At 47.4% G+C, this 20147-nt stretch carries 13 protein-coding genes and 1 rRNA gene; 9 read left to right on the forward strand and 5 right to left on the reverse strand.

Going from position 1 to position 20147, the window contains the following annotated elements:
* The 4 genes from NTX75_15080 to NTX75_15095 form a co-directional block, all read right to left on the reverse strand.
* Positions 1 to 831 (reverse strand): ParB/RepB/Spo0J family partition protein (locus NTX75_15080; protein MCX5817534.1); only part of this gene is annotated, 831 nt, incomplete at its 3' end.
* Between the two features lie 148 nt (positions 832 to 979).
* Positions 980 to 3451: an N-6 DNA methylase gene (locus NTX75_15085; GenBank protein MCX5817535.1), complete on the reverse strand. Its 2472-nt coding sequence runs from the start codon at positions 3449 to 3451 to the stop codon at positions 980 to 982.
* A gap of 8 nt (positions 3452 to 3459) precedes the next feature.
* Positions 3460 to 4155 (reverse strand): four helix bundle suffix domain-containing protein, encoded by a 696-nt coding sequence (locus tag NTX75_15090; protein MCX5817536.1) that lies wholly within the window; start codon positions 4153 to 4155, stop codon positions 3460 to 3462.
* 12 nt (positions 4156 to 4167) lie between these two features.
* Positions 4168 to 6705, reverse strand: coding sequence for a DEAD/DEAH box helicase family protein (locus NTX75_15095; GenBank protein MCX5817537.1), 2538 nt, complete (start codon positions 6703 to 6705; stop codon positions 4168 to 4170).
* 389 nt (positions 6706 to 7094) lie between these two features.
* Between NTX75_15095 and NTX75_15100 the strand changes: the two genes are divergently transcribed.
* Positions 7095 to 7346, forward strand: coding sequence for a hypothetical protein (locus NTX75_15100; protein MCX5817538.1), 252 nt, complete (start codon positions 7095 to 7097; stop codon positions 7344 to 7346).
* Between the two features lie 2 nt (positions 7347 to 7348).
* A complete protein-coding gene (locus tag NTX75_15105) occupies positions 7349 to 7705 on the forward strand; it encodes a type II toxin-antitoxin system HicB family antitoxin (GenBank protein MCX5817539.1) in 357 nt (118 codons plus the stop codon).
* Positions 7706 to 7743: 38 nt separating this feature from the next.
* On the opposite strand, the gene NTX75_15110 is transcribed toward NTX75_15105, so the two are convergent.
* Positions 7744 to 9471: an ABC transporter ATP-binding protein/permease gene (locus tag NTX75_15110; protein MCX5817540.1), complete on the reverse strand. Its 1728-nt coding sequence runs from the start codon at positions 9469 to 9471 to the stop codon at positions 7744 to 7746.
* A gap of 501 nt (positions 9472 to 9972) precedes the next feature.
* Between NTX75_15110 and nth the strand changes: the two genes are divergently transcribed.
* The 7 genes from nth to NTX75_15145 all read left to right on the forward strand — a co-directional run.
* Positions 9973 to 10611 (forward strand): endonuclease III, encoded by a 639-nt coding sequence (gene nth / locus NTX75_15115; GenBank protein MCX5817541.1) that lies wholly within the window; start codon positions 9973 to 9975, stop codon positions 10609 to 10611.
* On the forward strand, positions 10604 to 12490 hold the full coding sequence (locus NTX75_15120) for a transketolase (protein ID MCX5817542.1): 1887 nt from the start codon (positions 10604 to 10606) through the stop codon (positions 12488 to 12490). Before nth ends, NTX75_15120 begins: the two co-directional genes overlap by 8 nt.
* Before the next feature lie 189 nt (positions 12491 to 12679).
* A complete protein-coding gene (locus tag NTX75_15125) occupies positions 12680 to 13966 on the forward strand; it encodes an IMP cyclohydrolase (GenBank protein ID MCX5817543.1) in 1287 nt (428 codons plus the stop codon).
* A 536-nt stretch (positions 13967 to 14502) separates the two neighbouring features.
* On the forward strand, positions 14503 to 16221 hold the full coding sequence (locus NTX75_15130; protein MCX5817544.1) for a glutaconyl-CoA decarboxylase subunit alpha: 1719 nt from the start codon (positions 14503 to 14505) through the stop codon (positions 16219 to 16221).
* Positions 16222 to 16358: 137 nt separating this feature from the next.
* Positions 16359 to 17528 (forward strand): 8-amino-7-oxononanoate synthase, encoded by a 1170-nt coding sequence (locus NTX75_15135; protein ID MCX5817545.1) that lies wholly within the window; start codon positions 16359 to 16361, stop codon positions 17526 to 17528.
* Between the two features lie 79 nt (positions 17529 to 17607).
* On the forward strand, positions 17608 to 18960 hold the full coding sequence (gene bioA, locus NTX75_15140) for an adenosylmethionine--8-amino-7-oxononanoate transaminase (protein MCX5817546.1): 1353 nt from the start codon (positions 17608 to 17610) through the stop codon (positions 18958 to 18960).
* A 249-nt stretch (positions 18961 to 19209) separates the two neighbouring features.
* Positions 19210 to 20147, forward strand: a 16S ribosomal RNA gene (locus NTX75_15145); the annotation flags it as partial.

A 20147-nucleotide genomic window follows, 5' to 3' on the forward strand; every position in this document is an offset into this window, starting at 1 on the left:
AAGGTCGGGCTTTGTGTATTTTGCAATACCCATTTCAATGCGTGATTCAAAGGATCGTAAGCTTTCAATCTGCTTCTTCATAGGTATGGGCTTTGTAACACCTGGGGCTGGCTTGACCTTCTTGTATGCTGTGAGCAGATTATTCAGGGTGGCATTGGTAACGGGTGTCTTCATGATGGCCTCAAAAATCTTATCACGGTCTGGACAATCCAAGTTGGCGGCGAAGAGATATCCCTGCGAAACAGGGAGATTTCCTGACCGGATTTCGGCTTGAATCTCTGGAGAAAGTTTTAAAAGTGCTATCGTGCGATGCAGCGTCATTATTGACTTTCCGACGATTTCAGAAATTGCTAACACAGTGTTAGCAATTTCATCCGGCAGACTTTCGGGTCGCCGGGTGTAGCCTACCAAGTCGCTCATAACCCCATCCACATCATAGTTTTTGTCTGGGTGTTTTGCCTGAATATATGCGAGTATGCCTTTTGCCTGGTCTATAGGATTTAAGTCTTCTCTCTGAAGGTTCTCCGTCAACTGGAAGGCAAGGATTTCATCCTTCTGAGTTACTGCATCGATGACCCTGACCGGTATTGTTGGGAGTCCCAGCTTCAGGGCAGCCAGATAACGACGTTCTCCGCAAAGAAGGAGGTATTTGCCGTCTTTCGGTGTTACAAGGACAGGTTCCAAAACACCCCTTTCTTTAATCGATTCCATAAGGGCTTTGAAGGACTCACTCTCTGTATCGATGCTTGACCTGATCTGTTCTTCAATAATGATATCCCCTAAGGATAGATATAAAAACTCTGGATTCTCAACTGTTTTCTTTGTCGCCATATTTCATCCTCCTTGTTTAGTGAATAGTCGTTAGTGAATAGTGAATAGTTAAAGACATTTTATCAAGCTCATTGTCATTACTCATTGCTCCTTCCCACCTTCAACCGGCCTCTTTTCCTTTCACCTTTCAGCTTTGAACTTTCCAGTTTCAAGTTTCCCTATTTCCTTTTTCACTGCCTTCACCCTTCTCTTCGCCCCAGACGCGGGCGAGGGTGGCCTGGATTTTTTTCTCGAAGCGGGCGATCAATTCGTGGTTGGCGGCGACCAGCGTCTGCTCGGCCTCTATCTCGGCAACAATGGCCTGTTGCGTGGCGAGAGGTGGGAGGGGGATCGGGATGCTTTCAACAATTGCCTGGTTGATCTTCGGCATGCTTCCGACAGCGCCGACAGCGTTTCTTGTGACATACACCCGGACAGGTGCGCTTTGCAGAACGGTCAGAAGGTAACGGCTACGAATCTTCTCTTCATTTGCGCGAACACGAATCATCAGGTCTGGATAGATATAGTTTGGTTCGTCCACATCAAACAGCGCAGCTGTGCCGACAAGTTCCTTGGTATTACCTCGCTGGAGGTAAATATCACCGCGACGGCAACGGCACGGGGCATCAAGCGGGATATCTTCATCAAGGAACTTGGACTTCGAGAGGTCCATCGTTCCCAAAGTGGTCGCGCTTAAAGACAGTACTTTCAGGTTTGTAGGACTATCAACTGGGCTGCCAGAGTAACCATTCTTCGGCTTGCCCTCGATGACCTCGCCCAACTCCACCATTGGCCAGTCGGGGTGGATGGGGATGTGGGGGCGGTAGTTGTCGAGGACGGCGCGGGCACCGTTGATGACTTTCTGGTAGTACTCGATTTCTGCCACGATCTCCTTCTGCACATCCAGCGGCGGAAGGGGGATTTCGTGCTCCTTCAGTTTTGAGAAGTGGCGCTGATACCCGCTGCTTTCCAATGGTCTTATGCGGAGCACGTAATACAGAAACCGTGGATCAAGGATATCAATAGTCCGGAGGATCTTTATCCCATCCGCCCCTTGAGCGAAGGGAGTTTCAACTAACTTCACAGCGCATGTGTGATCACCGAAGATCACCAGTGGCTTGCTTGGATGAATCAGCGCAGATTCGTCGTCAGTCCACCCTGCAATGTCTTCCTGTGATTGGTCAATAATTGGAAATCGACCGGTTTCGCTGAAGGCGGTTTTTTGAATCTTGGCCGGGGGTGTAATCGTTTCAACGAGCGACTCGATTTTCTGCCAAGGATAGTTTGTGGATTGCGGCCCACCCTCCCTATACCGCTCCCCGCTCAGGTTATAGTCGCCATTCGCCGCTATTTTCTCCTTCGCCACGATCAGGGCGTTGGGGGCGGACAGAGTGGGCACCGTGGACGGGATGGACTGGAGATAAGGTTTCAGGAAGTCGGCGGCAGTGGGCAGGTCGTTCTTGTCAATCTCGCGCCGCTGGGCTCCGAGACCGAAGCCGTCATTCTCAATCTTGAAGAATGCGATGGTGTTGGTTTTTCTGGCCAGCGACTTGTCGAGAATGAGGATTGAGGTCTTGACGCCGGAATAGGGATTGAACACGCCCGCCGGAAGCGAGACCACGGCGACGAGGTATTCCTCCACCAGCATCTTTCGCAGTTTTTTGTAGGCGGTCTGGCTCTGGAAGATGATGCCTTCAGGCACGATGATACCGGCACGGCCACCGGGCGTGAGGTGCTCGGCCATGTAGTCCACGAACAACACCTCACTGCGCTTGGACTGCACCGAAAAGCGGTTGTGAGGCTTGATGCCGCCCTTCGGCGACATGAAGGGCGGATTGGCGAGGATCACGTCGGCATATTCGTTCCAGCGATCCTGGCTGGTGAGGGTGTCGTACTCGAAGATGTGCGGATCGGCAAAGCCGTGCAGGTACATATTTACCAGAGACAAGCGCACCATGTCGGGCGAGATGTCGTAGCCCTTGAAGCTCTGTGCGAGGCGGCCCTTTTCGTCCGGGGTCAGGGTGCTGTAGCCCTTGGCGTCGGTGTTGGTCTTGAGGATGTGTTTATACGATGAGATCAGGAACCCGGCAGTGCCGCAGGCCGGATCAAGCATGGTCTCGGTCTTCTTCGGATCGATGATTTTTACCATGAAATCAATGATGTGGCGAGGGGTGCGGAACTGTCCGGCGTCGCCCTGGGAGCCGAGCACGGAGAGCAGATACTCGAAGGCATCGCCGAGCCGTTCGCTGTGATCGTAGTTGAACTCGTCAATAACCTTGAGGAACATTTTGAGCGTTTCGGGGTCGCGGTATGGCAGATAGGCGTTCTTGAAGATGTTGCGGAAAAGCAGCGGAATGCCGGGGTTCTCCGGCATCCTGGTGATGGCTTCGGCGTAGAGGTTCAGTGTCTCGTGGCCGCCAAGACCGGAGCGCATGAGTTTGGCCCAGCCGTAGTGGGCAAATTCATTGGCAAAGAACTTGCGTTTCCCGCCGAACTCCTCGCTCTCAGCGTCCATATCATCCATGAACTTGTAGATGAGGGCGATGGTGATCTGTTCTACCTGGCTCTTGGGGTCGGGCACTTTGCCGACGAGGATGTCGCGGGCGGTGTCGATGCGGCGTTTGGTGTCGGTGTCGAGCATGGTTCTCCTTAATCCTTGGTGGACTTAGTGGACTGGGTGGACGAAAAGCGTGATGATCGTTTTTCGGAGCGCACGCGGTAGAGGCGCTCAGTAAAGCCGCCTTCTGTCTCGAAGGCTTTTGCCTGGGCGGCCAGTTGTCGGTCAAGCAGGCTGCAGGCTACCACCAGCAACACCAGGGCAGCGTTGGCAGTAATTTCGGGGAAGGTAGGAGTGGAGATTGCAGGACTGGTAGACGGCGTGGACGAATTCTGTCCACCGTGTCCACTACTCTGTCCACTTCGTCCACTAAATCCTTTCTGTCCACGATCGTGTTCTTCCAGCACCCACTGCGCTACCTCATCGGCGGTTGCGCATCTGCGGTCGATCAGCCCCTGTCTGCGGGGATCGTTACGACCCCAGATCGATAGTCCACGCTGGCGCAAGAAATCTTCATAGTCGAGCCGCAGTTCTTCGAGGCTGGCCCGTGCCACGCTGGTGAGTTTAAGTTCGGTCTTTTTCGAGGTTCCCGAGGCCTGGCTCCCTTCGGCGATATTCTGCACGCCTGACCGTGCCGCCTGTACCATTTGATCGTGAGTGCGGCTGCGTTTTTCAATGTAGCTATCGCAAAACCGGACCGTTATATCGTAAGTCAGTTGTGCCACCTGAAAGCTCTTGAGCTTTCGGTAGCCGCCATGTTTCGGTATTAACGGCTCATTGGCGGTCATATCATCCTACCCTCATGCGGCGAACTGGTTCAAGGACACGTAATCCTTGATATATTCAGGAATCAGCGTTCTGTACTTTGGTGGTACAGCCTTGAAGTCACGGGTGGAAAAGACCGGATTAGTGGCAAGATCAGTGAAGTGCCTGCCTTCAATGATGTGGCGGATCGAATCACTGGTGACATAGGCCTTAAAGTAGTTCTTGATTGCCGGGATGGCCTCGGCCTCTTCAGGTTTGTAGTCGGCGACAAATTTGGCAAATTCTTCTTCCAGCAGTTCATTTCTGGACTTGAAGTGCGGGATCAGGCCAAAGATTTTCTCCAGGATCTCGCGCAGGGTCAGGCGGCGATCCACGGCGGCAGCTTTGCGCAACTTGTCGAGGTTGTAGTATTCCTCGGGTTTGTCAAAGACCTCGCGGTTCACGTAGTCGATGACACGATCCCACTGCCCTGCTTCGACAGCGGTGGTGATGGTTACGTTCTCGCGGACCGTGTCCTCGAATTTCTCGAAGAACATGCGGTCGATCTTCATCCCATCAAAACCGATGGTTTCTTCCCTGATGGAGGCAAGGATGTCCGCGCCCAGGTGTTCGTAGACGCCGCCAGTGACTACCGGTGTGCCATCTCCCCCTTCACGCCGCCCGCTTTGGGGCTTCGGTAGTTTAAGCACTTCATCATATTTGAATTCTTCCTCGAAATACTCGCAGTTGGCAAAGAAGTCGAAGAGCTTGAAGGCGGACTTCTGCGGCTGCAAGACGCCATCCTTGAGGCTGTCATCGAAAAGCTGTTCAAGGAAGTTGTGATTGCGGGTGCCGCGCCCCTTGATCTGAATGAAATCAGTCGGCGAGAAGATGGGACGGAAAAGGCCGAGATTAAGGATGTCGGTGCAGTCATAGCCGGTGGTCATCATGCCTACGGTCACGCAGACCCGGGCCTTGCTGGTCTTATAAGCGGGCAGGAAGTTTGCCGAGCCGAGCAGGTTATTGTTGCTGAAGTTGATGGTAAACTGCTGGGCGTCGGGGATCTGGGATGTGACCTGTACTGCAAAGTCGGATTGGTATTTGCCGGGGAACATCCTGTCGGCCATCTGATTGAGAATTTGCGCCAACTTGGCCGCGTGGTTCTGGCTGACTGTAAAGATAATGGACTTGCCGATCTCCCCGCTGACAGGATCGCGAAGGGCGTTTTCGAGGAAGGTCTTGCAGAAAAGCTGGTTGGTGGCATCGGCGAAGAAGCGCTTCTCAAACTCCCGTTGCTTGAATGCCTCCTGCTGGTCCTCGCCAGCTTCGTCAATAAAAGAGACGACGAAACCTACGTCGGAAAGTAGTTCTGTGGTGATTTCGGTGCGGGCATCCACCACCGTGGGATTAATAAGGTAGCCTTCCTTCACACCGTCCAGCAGTGAATAGCGGTAGGTCGGCTGGCTGTTTTCACAGCCGAAGGTGCGGTAGGTGTCGAGCAACAGCCGACGCTCTAACTCGCGGGGATCTCGGGTGGATGGATTGGTATCGTCGAACTTCCTGAGGTAGTCACGGGGCGTGGCGGTGAGACCCAGCTTGTAGCCGATGAAATAATCAAAAACAGCGCGGGCATTGCCGCCGATGGAGCGGTGCGCTTCGTCGGAGACGACAAGGTCAAAATCGGTCGGAGAGAAGAGCCGCTGATACTTGTTGTTGAAGAGCAGCGACTGCACCGTGGTGACAACGATTTCCGCACGCCGCCAGTCGTCCCGGTTCTCCTTGTAGATGACTGTTTGAAAATCGGCGGACAGCAGAGATGTGAAGGCCCTTTTGGCCTGATCTTCAAGTTCGAGGCGATCCACAAGGAAGAGTACCCGCCGGGCATTGCCGGTGCGGAGAAAAAGTTTGATAACTGCGGCGGCGGTGAGGGTTTTGCCGGTTCCCGTGGCCATCTCAAAAAGAAAACGGTCTTTACCTTCCTTAATCGCAGCCTGAAGTATGTGGATGGTTTTCAATTGATAGGGCCGAAGAAAACGGAGCCTGTTGGCCTGGATGTAGCCGGGACGCTCGGCCTCGTTGCGCCACGCCGCGTCTGATTGGTAGTTCGGGCGCTGGGTAAGAACGATGTAGTCGTCGCCGACCCGTTCTTCGATAAGGCGCTGGGGATTGGGGGTGACTTTCTGGTAGTTCGTCACCGAGTCCGGCGTAGGAAAGGATGTAATGAGGTAGGGGTTGCCGCGCTCCAGGTCCCAGAAATAGTGCAGGTTGCCGTTAGAGAGGATGACGAAGCGGCAGTTCTGCGACTTGGCGTATTTACGGGCCTGTTCCTTACCGACGAGCGGGTTCTTATCTTCCGATTTGGCCTCAAGGACGATGAAAGGGAAGCCTTTGATGTCGAGCAGCAGGAAGTCGATGAAGCCTTTGGCCGTCTTTTCGAAGTTCTGACCCATGGCGTTAAGATCGGAAGATTTGATCGTGACACTGGGCTCAAGGCAGATGTTGGCGGGACTTTTTACTGAAGGGAAGAAGCGCCAGCCTGCCGCTTCGAGCAACTTATTGATCTTGATACGGGCAGTGGCTTCTTTATCGGGCACTCACGCTCCTTTTTCTTTCCATTTTCCTGCAATGAAAATTCTAACCTTCCAATATTAAAAACACAAATATTTTCTTATGTTTCATTATGATACCAAAAAAAAGATGAGGACTGTGGAGGTGCTGTTGTAAACCTTGAACCTTGAACATTGAACGATTTTTATCCTCCCCTCCTCACCTTTCACTGTATACAGAATGTTAACGCTTTGATTCCATAAATACAAATAGTTTTTAAAGTATCTCAGCGGAAAGTATAGTTTTTATAGCATGTGCCGGTGACAACAGTATGCCACCGGAATAAAAAATGTAATTTTAAATAGAAAGGATTAGCTAAAAAAAGTAGCGATGGATAATTATTGACATTATATATGATGTCATATACAATTACCCTGTGGATGATAAGTTACTGAAGAAAGTGCAGGCAGGAAGGAGTAATGTCCGAATTGACGAACTGTTGAAATTGATGGAATCATACGGTTTTAAATGGAAGAGGACAAAACACGGTTATATGTTCATACATGAAAAACTTAAAAACGTTATGTTGCCCCATGTTCCGATTCCACATGGCAGGGAAAATAAGATATTGAGGCGTTATATTGATATGTGTCTGCTGGCAATAGATGCCCTGCTTAAAGGAGAGTAATCATGAAAGACCTGGCATATTATAAATCACTTATTTACAGAATGGAGATAGAATACGACGAAGATGAGCATCTTTATTTTGTGACTTTTCCTGACCTTCCGGGCTGCATGATGCATGGTGAAACGCCCGATGAAGCGTTAAAGCTGGCCAATGAGGTCAAAGACGAATGGTTGACCACTGCATATGAGAATGGATGGAAGATACCGGAGCCATCACGTCATCAGGAAACCACAGGGAGGCTTACCCTACGTGTGCCACGATATATACATAAAAAAATTATGGAGACTGCCGAAAAAGAAGGGGTAAGCCAGAACCAATTGCTTCTTTCATTTATATCAGAGAAATTGGCATACAGATAAGGGTTTAGTAGAAAAACAAACAAATACATTTTATTCATCTATGCGGAGGCCTCCATCTTTTCGCTGTAGTCCTTTGACGGGAGGAGCTGCCAGCTATGGTCGCCGTGAACCTCAAGCACCTTCTCGTGGTACCGGACGAGGCTTGACCGATGGCCGACGCTCACATACACGGCTTTACTGTCCTGGAGAAACCGGTAGATCATCGCTTCATTGGGGAGGTCCAGGGCGCTTGTAGCCTCGTCGAGGATTGCGTAACGGGGGCGGGTCATGAGGAGCCTGGCAAAGGCGAGACGCTGTTGCTCCCCCAGGGAGAGGACGTTATCCCAGTCGAGGATAGCTTCAAAACCGCCGACCCGTTCAGGCAGATCGGGGAGGTTCACCTGTTTCAGGACGCCCCGCAATGTGTCTTCACTGACAGTATTGCTTGTGTTTGGATAGAGGAGTTGCTCCCGGAGTGAGCCAATGACCATGTAGGGTAGTTGCGGCAGAAAGAGCATTTCGGAACGATCGGGACGAATTACATTGCCTGACCCTGAATTCCAGAGACCGGCGATTGTCCTTAAGATCGAGCTTTTGCCTACCCCGCTTGGCCCCACTATGAGGAGGCTGTCTCCCTGTTTCAGTTCCACAGAAAGATTTTCGATGAGCATGCGTTTCTTGTAAGGCGTTTCCACAGTAAGATGCTCTACGGCAAGCGTATCTCCCGTTGTCAATTCAACTTTTTCCTGCCCTGCTTCTGCCGGGGTTTTTCCCTTCAGTGCCTCTGCGAAGCTGTGGAGACGGTTGATGGCTGCTGCGAAACTGGTGATACCCTCGAACTGAGTGATGATGACGGCAACAGCAGACCAAACCTGTAAAAAGGCCATTTCCCCCTGGGAGATAACGCCGAATTCGATCCGGCCTGCAAAAAAGAACTGTGCCAGCACAATCGTAGGAAGTATCTTGATGATGGAGTCATAGCCGCCGGTAAAGAATGTGAGGTTTCGCTGCCAGGCGATGAGGCGGTTATAGTTGTCCACCACTCCGGAAAATCGTTGTTTAACCTGGACTGCTTCCTGATGTTCCCCGCCGTAGAATGCTATGGACTCGGCATTATTCCTGATGTGTACCATGCCGTACCGGAAATCGGCTTCCCGGCGAAGCTGTTCAAAATTCAGCGTGACCAGTTTCTTCCCGAAGAGAAGGGTAACAAAGGTGCCCACTATGGCGTAGACGATAAGTATAACCATGAGCATTCCCGAAATGCTCCAGAGAACGCCTGACATGGCAATGAGCTGGCTTACGGAAAAAAACATAATCGAAAAAAAAGAAAGGCTATTTATGGTAAAGTTCCCCACATCCTGACTGATACGCTGGTCAGGGTTATCGATCTCCTTGTTCCAGTTGATATCGTAGTAGGCTTTATTCTGAAAATAAAGCTGTAGAAAATATTTGGTCAGCCACCGGCGCCAGTTGATGCCCAGTTTTTTTGGTACGTAACTGAAGAAGCCGCTTATTGGCGCCACCATGGCGAGGACGATAAAAACTATGATGACCTGGCGGTAGAAAAGGCTTACCTCCTTTTTTGCCAGCGCTGTCATGAGGTCCCGTGAGGCGTAGGTGATGACAACGTTCAAGCCGGTGTACGCAAGGAGAAGGCCGATGACGAGGCCGAGAAATCCCCAGGCCTTCCACTTTTCTTCCGACATCCAGTAAAGCCTGGCAATATTCCAGAAGCGTAACCAGAGTTCTTGAACAGCGCTCCGTTTTTTTAATGTATCGGACATGATTTACCTCGTTGAATTCTTTGTAATACCAGTTCGCCTTCATTCATATAACTTCGTTATCTCGTCGTCGCGCTCCTCGACGTACTACATGTACGCCTGCGTCGGTTCCTTCTTGATGCCTCGTTCTATCTTTGAATCCGAACTGGTATAAGCAGTCAATATCCATCATTTTCGTGCAATGTCGGCAAATTTGCAACGGAAAAATTAACGGTGCAGGCTAAAGAAATTCAATTAATCCCAAATATGTTGTTAGGAAGGTGTCGGGGTATCCCGGAGCAAACCGTCGAGAGGCGAGGAAGCTTGGTCTTTTGCTGTCAAGCAAAAGTTCCGAAGCCGAACGCGAGCGATTGAAGCCGCTGGAGCGGAATGAGCGTGTTTGAGAGGGATGGTCCGACACCCATATGATTCTAATGATAAATCCGGGTTAATTTGAAAAGGTTTTTTCTCATTGAATACAAAAGACGTAAGTGATATAAAGGATACATTCAAGAAACGTAAGTGATGGCAAAAGACGTTCGATCGATAATTGATAAGCTCAAAACGATGCATGGCGAGCCGAGATGTGAATTGAACTTCACTAATCCCCTTGAGCTTGTTGTTGCTACCGTTTTGTCTGCCCAATGTACAGATGAACGCGTCAACAAGGTAACGGTAACGCTTTTTAAAAAATATCGAAATATCTATGACTATATTAATTTAATTAATGAAGAACTTGAGAATGATATCAGAAGTACTGGATTTTATAAGAATAAAGCGAAGGCTATTAAAAATATCACAGAGGAAATCCGGGACAGGTTTCATGGCGAAGTGCCCCGGGATATAGATACCTTTGCAACAGTTAAGGGGATCGGCAGAAAATCTGCGAATTTAATAGTTGGACTGGCCTTTGATAAGCCGGCAGTAATTGTAGATACACACGTAATCAGGCTGTCGAACAGGATTGGATTTTCCGATAAAAAAGACCCGGATAGAATAGAGCAGGATATAAAAAAAGTAGTACCGGAGGATATGTGGACGGCATTTTCTCTGCTTATAACCCTTCACGGGCGATACCTGTGCAAGGCAAGAAAGCCGGAATGTGAAAGATGTCTTCTGCAAAATGAGTGTGATTACTGGATTGGAGGAAGAAGTGATGTTTGAAGATGAAAAATTGACTGAAAGCGAAATTGCGAAACTTACAGAATTATCAAGACTTGCAAAGGGGGATATTGTAACGATGACCCGTCTTGCCGGAACAGGGCATCCGGGTGGATCAATATCGTCCCTTGATATATATCTGACACTCTTTTCCCATGCAAAGTTGCAGGAAAGACCGGGAGACAGAATTGTAGTGAGTCATGGCCATACATCCCCCGGTGCCTATGCTGCCCTTGCAAGGCTTGGACATCTTCCCGTTGATGAGGTTGTTGCCTTTTTCAGGAAGGCAGGAAGTCCCTTTGAAGGGCATATGGTGAGAGGAATCCCCTTTATCGACTGGTCTACAGGCAATCTCGGTCAGGGGCTCTCTGCAGGGTGTGGCTTTGCCATTGCATCAAAAATCCGTAAGGAAGATAACCATGTTTATGTTCTCATGGGTGACGGTGAACAACAGAAAGGGCAGATAGGAGAGGCACGAAGGTTTGCAAAAAAGTATAATTTGAACAATATCACTGTTTTCATTGATTATAACCGGTTGCAGATCAGCGGGTCCATTGATAGCGTGATGCCCCAGAACATCATTGAAAATTATCTTTCTGACGGCTGGGATGTACTGGAGATAAACGGACACGATTATAACGAAATTTATACAGCGCTGAGAAATACAAGGTCTAATGATAGCCCTGTCTGTATTGTGGCGGACACAGTGATGGGAAATGGTATACCTTTTATGGAAAACAAGGAAAAATACCATGGGAACCCATTAAATGAAAAGGAATATAAGGACGCCATGGAAGCTTTGGGGCTTGTGGACAGATTTGAGTTTTACAAGGAAAAAAGAAAGGGAATCTGGAGCTGGCAGCCGTCCCTGAATAACGAAACCTTGTCGGTAAGGACAGGCAATCCATTTACCTATAAGGATGAAGACAAGGTTGACAACAGAACTGCCTTCGGGAAGGCATTAAAGGACCTTGGTGATTTAAATATTGAGAATGGACAGATAGTCTGTACCTTCGACTGTGACCTTGCAAGTTCTGTGAAAACGGGTGATTTCGGAAAGGCCTATCCGGATTATTTTTTTCAGGGCGGTATCCAGGAGCACAATACGGCCACAATTGCAGGGGCTTTGTCAACAACAGGGATACTTACTTTTTTTGCCGATTTCGGGGTTTTCGGGATAGATGAAACATATAACCAGGAACGTTTGAATGATATAAATAAAACCAACCTGAAGCTCATCCTTACCCATGTAGGGCTTGATGTGGGCCCTGACGGTAAAACGCACCAGTGCGTTGATTATATCGGTCTTGCCCGGAACCTCTATAATTTCAGGACAATCGTGCCATGTGACCCAAACCAGATGGACAGGGTTGTGAGACACGTTGCTGCTGTGGAGGGGAATTTCCTCGTAGCTACAGGACGGAACCGCTGGCCGGTTATTGCCGGAAAAGACGGGAAACCTCATTATGGCGAAGGATATGTGTTTGATTATGGCAAGATGGATGTATTGAGGGAGGGCGCCGAAGGTGCTGTAATCACGTATGGAGGCATGGTAAGCAGGGCGTTGAAAATTGCAGAGAATCTTGCAGGAAAAGGCGTAAACCTGACAGTGGTAAATATGCCCTGTGTTAATGAAATTGATGAAAATGTGATGGGTATGCTTTTAAAGATGCCTTATATAATTACCTATGAAGACCACAACGTTTATACAGGCATAGCCCCGGTTATTACTTCATACTTATTGAGGAACAAATATCAGGGCAGGTTGGAATCCTTCGGGACGAAAAATTATGGCGCCTCAGGTGACACCGATGAAGTATATGCAGTTGAAGGACTGGATGTGGAGTCCATGACAGTAGCATTGTTGAAGATGATAAAGTAATATAAGGACAATAACCAATAACCAAATTACAATAAACAAACAAAATCCAATGATGAAGGTAATAACCAATAATCAAATAACCAATTACAAATGAAAATCAATAACCGATATACAAGTTCCAAGAACATACGTTTTTTTATCGTTTGTTTATTGTAATTTGTTTATTGGAATTTTAAGCAAGGGGGTTTTATGGAAGACATTAAAGGGATGTATAAGAAAATCGTAAAGGATCAGTTTCCGGAGACAATAAAGATTGATATGGGCGGCCAGGCGCTGCTGTACAAGAAAAAGATCTGGAATATCTATGATGCCGATGAAAAATGTGATGTTGAGCGCGGGTTGAGGTATGGAGAAAATCCGGATCAAGCTTCTGCCATGTATGAGCTTGTCAACGGGAACATCATGCTCGGTGATGTGCGGTTTTTTGATTCCCAGGGTGGCCTGACAAGCAGGGTTACAGAAAAAGATATGCTGCAGGTCGGGAAGCACCCGGGCAAGATTAACCTAACCGATGTAGACAATGCGCTGAACATTTTGAAATTTCTTGATAAAAAACCAGCCTGCGCAATCTTGAAACACAATAATCCATGTGGTGCAGCCTGTGGCTCAACCCCTGCAGAGGCTTTTGAAAAGGCATTCTGGTGCGACAGGATTGCTGCATTTGGCGGCGCCGTTGTTTTGACGAGAACCGTTGATGTAGAGACAGCAAAGGCAATGGTACCGTATTATTTTGAGGTAATCTGCGCGCCTGATTTTGATGGTGCGGCTATAGATATATTGAAAAAATGGAAAAACCTGAGGATTCTCCAGATCAAAGCAATTGAGCAATTACACGAGTATAAATTTAAACGTTATATTGATATAAAGTCACTGATGGACGGCGGGATTGTCATTCAGGAATCTCAGCCATATAAAATCAAGGGCAAAGAAGACCTCAAACCAGCGGAAACGATTTACAAGGGACAGGTATATAAGATTAAAAGAGCTCCCACTGACAAAGAATACGCCGATATGCTCTTTGGATGGTATGTGGAATCAGGCGTAAGCTCAAACTCGGCCCTTTTTGTAAAAGATGAGGCGACAGTTGCCATAGGAACGGGCGAGCAGGACAGGGTAGGGGTTGTCGAGATTGCTGTCTTTAAAGCCTATACAAAATTTATGGACAAAGAGGTATTCAAAAAATTCGGCGTGCCCTATGCGGTTTTCAAGCTGGAAGCAGAGAAGGGTTTGAGAAAGATGGAAGACTTGATAGAAATAGAGAGATATACAAAGGAACAAAAGGCAGGCCTTACAGGTTCGGTAGTAGTTTCTGATGGATTTTTTCCCTTCAGGGATGGTGTTGATGCGGCAATAAAGCAGGGGGTCACGGGCATTATCCAACCGGGCGGTTCAGAGCGTGATTTTGAGGTAATCGAGGCCTGCAATGAATCTGATGTAACAATGGTCTTTGCAGGGCAGAGGTTGTTTAAACATTAAAAGAGCAGGTTAAGGTCAAGGTCGAACTTCGCGAGTGATAGGGGAGGTCTCCGGGTGAATCGTTCAAGCCGCTCAAGTAGTTCAAGTAGTTCGGGCTGTTTGAACCGTTTAAGCGGTTTAAGCCGTTTGAACATTTAAGTAAGGGGGCGACCTGTCTGCGTGTGATATGCACAGGCAGGCGTGAGCCCCGGTAAATGAAAGGATTAGAATATGGGAGATTTAGTTTTTTTGGCATGGATTGCAATGGGGATTGTGATCGTTGTATGGGGTGTGATGAAACGGATTAAGAAAAATAAAGATAAATAAAGAAATATATCACAAACACGTATTCTTTTAATGCCTCACTTTTTTTCCAGAAACCGGGAAAAACAGATTTTGCTTATTTATTAAAAAAACAGGGTAGAATTGTTTTATCGGCAACACTATCTTTTGGGGTAAAGCCTTTAATTTTTTACAATTTGTGTTGACAAAATGTTGTAGTCAAATTATAATTGTGAAAATAATTACAAATACACAAACGCCAATGGAGGTAACACATGAGACCATATTTTGAGAAGATGCAGGACTGGGGTAAGCCAGCGAAGGAGAATAAGGCTAACGCCGAAGAGATTAAAAAAGTTGAACAAGGTATTGCAGAAATCGTAGAAGAGAAGAAAAATGCAGGAATGCCTGCGGAAGTCTTAAATAAAAGAGGTGAGTGGACGGTACACCAGAGGCTTGCATATATTGTAGAGCCCGGCACATGGTGTCCTCTTCATACCTTGTATGATCCGATGGATGAAGAATCCGGGACAACAGGTGTGGTGGATGGTCTTGGCAAGATTAACGGCAGATGGTGCGTAATTATCGGCTTTGATAACAAGGTCATGGCAGGTGCATGGATAGCGGGTCAGCCACACAACATCCTCCGGGTTACGGACATTGCGAAGAGGTTCCATTGCCCACTCGTATGGCTCGTGAACTGCAGTGGTGTAAAGTTGCCCGAGCAGGAAAAGATGTATGCAGACAGGAGAGGAAGTGGAACTACCTTCTTCAGACACGCTGAGTTGAACAAGCTCGGTATTCCCGTTCTTGCGGCAATTTATGGAACAAACCCGGCAGGCGGCGGATATCAGGGAATCAGCCCTACGCTCCTTCTTGCACATAAAGACTGTAATATCGCAGTCGGCGGCGCCGGCATCGTAAGCGGTATGTCACCAAAAGGCTTCTTCGACGAAGAGACGGCAGAGCAGCTTATCGAAGCAACGAGAAAGTTCAAGTCAATTCCTCCGGGCAGGGTTGAGATTCATCATGATGTAACGGGATTTTTCAAACAGGTATTTCAGACCGAGGAAACAATCCTTGATGCCGTGAAAGAGTGGGTGACCTATTTGCCCGTCTATAACAGCAAATTTTTCAGGGTAGCAGAACCGGCAGAACCGAAATTCCCGGCGGAAGACCTGTACAGCCTTGTGGCCTTTAACCAGAAGATGACCTACAACATAGAAGAAGTAATGGCAAGACTTACAGATAACAGCGAGCACATGGAATTCAGACCAGGCTATGGTCCGGAACTTTACACGGGTCTTATCAAAGTTGACGGGTTCCTTGTTGGAATCGTTGCGAACAGACAGGGCATGATGCCGAAGGGCTATCCGGAATATGCACCGTATCCCGGTATCGGTGGAAAGTTCTACCGTCAGGGACTGATTAAAGTGAATGAGTTTGTCAGCCTTTGCGGCAGAGACAGGGTGCCGATGATCTGGATTCAGGATACCTCCGGTATCGATGTTGGCGACATTGCAGAGAAAGCAGAACTTCTCGGACTTGGTCAGGCACTTATTTACTCCATTGAGCAGAGCGACCTTCCCATGATGGCCGTTATATTAAGAAAAGGTACTGCTGCAGCTCACTATATCATGGCAGGACCCCAGGCAAACAACAATAACGCCTTTACCCTCGGCACCGCAACGACTGAAATCTATGTCATGCACGGTGAGACCGCTGCTGCAGCAAGCTTTGCGAGAAGGCTTGTAAAAGAGAAGGATGCGGGGAAGCCTCTTACGAAGGTCATTGAGCAGATGAACGTATTAGTAAAGGCATACTATGACAATTCAAGGCCGGCGTATTGTGCGAAAAAGGGTCTTGTTGATGAAGTCGTGCCGATGAAAGACCTGAGAAGGTATTTTGTCGCCTTTGCAAACTGCGTTTACCAGAATCCGGTATCAATAACCCCACAGCATCAGATGATACTTCCGAGAATCATAAAGGGTTAATAGCTTTACATAAGCAAAGTGCAGGGTGGATCGTTATATCCACCCTGTTTTTTTCATTAGTCAGTTAACCATTATTTTAATAGTGTTGACTGCTTCCATGCGGTAGTGTATTTTTATTAACTGTATTGTGTGAGAAGATGAGAGAAAGGCTTTCTGAAATCCTTCAGGATATTAAAGAAAAAGGAAACTACAGGGCAATACGGTATATTAAACCCCTGTCAGCTACAAAAGTATTATATAACTCGAAGGAACATCTTAATCTTTGTTCAAATAGCTACCTGTCACTCCATGTCCACCCTGATGTTATCAACGCAGCCAGACAAGCTACAGAAGAATACGGTTCAGGCACCTGTTCTTCGCGGAGCGTTGCGGGTAGTATTGATCTCTATGAAGAACTTGAAAGAGAGATTGCCGCATATAAGGGTTACAGCAATGCCCTCATATTCTCAAATGGATATATGGCAAATATTGGTATTATATCAACGCTTACAGACACTGGTGATACAATATTCAGCGACGAGTTGAACCATTCGAGCTTGATACACAGCATGAGACTGTCACGGGCAAAAAAGGTGATTTATAAACACAGAGATGTAAATGACCTTGAGAAAAAGATAAGAAGAGACAGGGGCAGGGGAAGAAAATTTATCATTACTGAATCTATTTTCAGCATGGATGGAGATATTGCCCCGCTGAGAGACGTATTTGAACTGAAAAAAAAATACGATGTCCATGTTATGCTGGACGATGCGCACGGTACCGGGGTATTTGGCGAGAAAGGAACTGGCCTTGAGGAGCTGTTTGGTCTCTCAGGCAGCATAGATGTGCATATGGCAACATTCGGAAAGGCCCTCGGGTCATTTGGCGCCTTCGTACTGGCAGATAAGATTCTACTGGAATATCTTGTCAACAGGGCAAAGACCTTTATGTACACAACGGCCTTACCGCCATCTTCATTAGCTGCATCACTGGCTGCGCTGAGACTTATAAAAAATGATATATCTTTTAAAGAAGAACTTTGGGAGAACATAGATTACATGCGAGGCAACCTTATGCGAGCCGGTTTTGACCTTAAGGAAAGTGCCGGTCCTATCATCCCGATTGTCGTTGGTGAAGACGCAAAGACTATTAAAATGCAAGAAATCCTTATGGAAAAAGGATTATTTCTCCAAGCCATACGACCCCCTACAGTGCCGGAGGGAACTTCCAGACTCAGATTGACTGTAGTAAGAGGATTTGCAAGGGATGAGATGGATTATACTATAGAAACCCTCGTCCAGACTGGAAAAACGATGGGACTTATTTAGAAGCAATGAAGAGTGAAAAACGAAGAATTATTAAGAAAATAGATTTTTTAATTTTTAATTCTTAATTATGGAGTAAGCAATGTACAGTAGTGAACAATTGACCGAGTGGGACAAAAAATACATCTGGCATCCTTTTACCCAGATGGAAGACTATATGGATATACAGCCATTAGTCATTGAAAGGGGCGAAGGATTTTACCTCATTGATACTGATGGCAGAAAATATATTGACGGTGTTTCTTCGCTATGGGTGCTTGTTCACGGGCATGGGAAAAAAGAGCTGGTGGAAGTCATAGGGCAACAGTCAAAACAACTTTGCCATTCTACCCTGCTTGGACTGACAAATGTTCCGGCTGTTGTACTTGCAAAAAAGCTTATAGATATTGCCCCGGAAGGCCTGTCAAAAGTCTTTTACTCCGATAACGGTTCAACCTCTGTTGAGATTGCATTGAAAATGGCATACCAGTATTGGCAGCAGAAGGGTGAGAAGAAGAGGAAGAAATTTATTTCGTTTGCTAACGGCTATCATGGCGATACCATCGGGTCGGTAAGCGTGGGAGGTATAGACCTCTTTCATAAAGTGTACAGGCCGTTACTTTTCAGAAATTATAAATCCCCATCGCCTTACTGCTACAGATGCCCGTTGAAGCTTCAAAAAGAAACATGTGGCCTGGCATGTGTGGAGCAGTTTGAAAAAATTGTTAAAAGGCACAAAGACGAGGTGTGTGCTGTAATTATTGAACCAATCGTTCAGGGGGCGGCTGGTATGATTGTCCAGCCTGATGGTTTTCTCTCAGCAGTCCGGGGGATTGCAAAAGAGAATGGCCTTTTGTTCATAGCAGACGAAGTGGCTACAGGATTCGGAAGAACAGGAAATATGTTCGCCTGTGAAAAAGAAAATGTAAGACCGGATTTCTTATGTGTTGCAAAAAGTATTACCGGTGGGTACCTTCCTCTCGCGGCAACATTGACGACAGATGAAATATTCGGTGGTTTTCTCGGAAAATTTGAAGATTTTAAGACATTTTTCCATGGGCACACGTATACGGGGAACCCTCTTGCCTGTAGTGTTGCTGTGAAAAATCTTGAATTGTACGAAGAAGAACAGTTAATTGGAAAATTGAAAGGTAAGATTGCTTTATTGCAAAAGGAACTACAAGGGTTTTATCAATTACTACATGTAGGTGATGTAAGGCAGAGAGGTTTTATGATAGGCATAGAACTGGTAAAAAACAGAAAAACAAAACGATCTTATACTCCTAAAGAGAAAATAGGCCAGAAAGTAACATGGGAAGCACGGAAGAGAGGCGTTGTCATAAGACCTCTTGGCGATGTAATTGTCCTGATACCTCCCCTTGCTATTGATGAAACCACATTAAAGGAACTCGTTAAAGTAACCTATGAGAGCATAAAAGCTGTAACAGGTATATAAACTATTGCCGATGGATTGTATGCACAGAAATACAATTTGTTCCTGTCCCTTTGGAATTACAGGAGTTTATCAACTGACAATGAATACACGGCTAACGACAATCGACTAAAATATTTTATTTATATTTATTGTCTATATCGCTTGACAATTGCCGGAAAATAAGTATAATTATGACTGCTTTACGGTTGGCAAGTTCATTGAAAAGAAAATAGTAGGTCCTCGTTCAATTTTGAACAATTTTTATCGGTTTGTTTTGAGAGTTTGATCCTGGCTCAGAACGAACGCTGGCGGCGTGCCTAACACATGCAAGTCGAGCGCGAACGACCCCTTCGGGGGACTAGTAGAGCGGCGGACGGGTGAGTAATACATGGGTAATCTGCCCTCGAGCTTGGGATAACCCCGCGAAAGTGGGGCTAATACCTGATAAGACCACATAGCTTAAGTTACGTGGTAAAAGGTGGCCTGTATTTATACTGGCTATCACTTGAGGATGAGCCCGTGGCCTATCAGCTTGTTGGTGAGGTAAGAGCTTACCAAGGCTATGACGGGTAGCTGGTCTGAGAGGACGACCAGCCACACTGGGACTGAGACACGGCCCAGACTCCTACGGGAGGCAGCAGTGGGGAATATTGGGCAATGGGCGAAAGCCTGACCCAGCGACGCCGCGTGGGTGATGAAGGCCTTCGGGTTGTAAAGCCCTTTCGTGCGGAAAGAACAGTCCCGTGGTTAATATCCACGGGATTTGACGGTACCGCAGGAAGAAGCACCGGCTAACTCCGTGCCAGCAGCCGCGGTAATACGGAGGGTGCAAGCGTTGTTCGGAATTATTGGGCGTAAAGGGCGCGTAGGCGGTTGTGTAAGTCAGATGTGAAATACTTCGGCTTAACCGGAGAACTGCATTTGAAACTGCACAACTAGAGTACAGGAGAGGGAAATGGAATTCCCGGTGTAGAGGTGAAATTCGTAGATATCGGGAGGAACACCAGTGGCGAAGGCGATTTCCTGGCCTGATACTGACGCTGAGGCGCGAAAGCGTGGGGAGCAAACAGGATTAGATACCCTGGTAGTCCACGCTGTAAACGGTGAACACTAGGTGTGGGAGGTGTAATACCTTCTGTGCCGAAGCAAACGCGTTAAGTGTTCCGCCTGGGAAGTACGGCCGCAAGGTTGAAACTCAAAGGAATTGA

Source organism: Pseudomonadota bacterium (assembly GCA_026388315.1).
GTDB lineage: Bacteria > Desulfobacterota > Syntrophorhabdia > Syntrophorhabdales > Syntrophorhabdaceae > MWEV01.

Bases quoted from the DNA above. Each gene is read 5' to 3' on its own strand.
- bioA (MCX5817546.1), top strand. From the start codon at position 17,608: ATGTACAGTAGTGAACAATTGACCGAGTGGGACAAAAAATACATCTGG.
- NTX75_15090 (MCX5817536.1), bottom strand. From the start codon at position 4,155: ATGACCGCCAATGAGCCGTTAATACCGAAACATGGCGGCTACCGAAAG.
- NTX75_15130 (MCX5817544.1), top strand. From the start codon at position 14,503: ATGAGACCATATTTTGAGAAGATGCAGGACTGGGGTAAGCCAGCGAAG.
- NTX75_15110 (MCX5817540.1), bottom strand. From the start codon at position 9,471: ATGTCCGATACATTAAAAAAACGGAGCGCTGTTCAAGAACTCTGGTTA.
- nth (MCX5817541.1), top strand. From the start codon at position 9,973: ATGGCAAAAGACGTTCGATCGATAATTGATAAGCTCAAAACGATGCAT.
- NTX75_15135 (MCX5817545.1), top strand. From the start codon at position 16,359: ATGAGAGAAAGGCTTTCTGAAATCCTTCAGGATATTAAAGAAAAAGGA.
- NTX75_15120 (MCX5817542.1), top strand. From the start codon at position 10,604: ATGTTTGAAGATGAAAAATTGACTGAAAGCGAAATTGCGAAACTTACA.
- NTX75_15105 (MCX5817539.1), top strand. From the start codon at position 7,349: ATGAAAGACCTGGCATATTATAAATCACTTATTTACAGAATGGAGATA.
- NTX75_15085 (MCX5817535.1), bottom strand. From the start codon at position 3,451: ATGCTCGACACCGACACCAAACGCCGCATCGACACCGCCCGCGACATC.
- NTX75_15125 (MCX5817543.1), top strand. From the start codon at position 12,680: ATGGAAGACATTAAAGGGATGTATAAGAAAATCGTAAAGGATCAGTTT.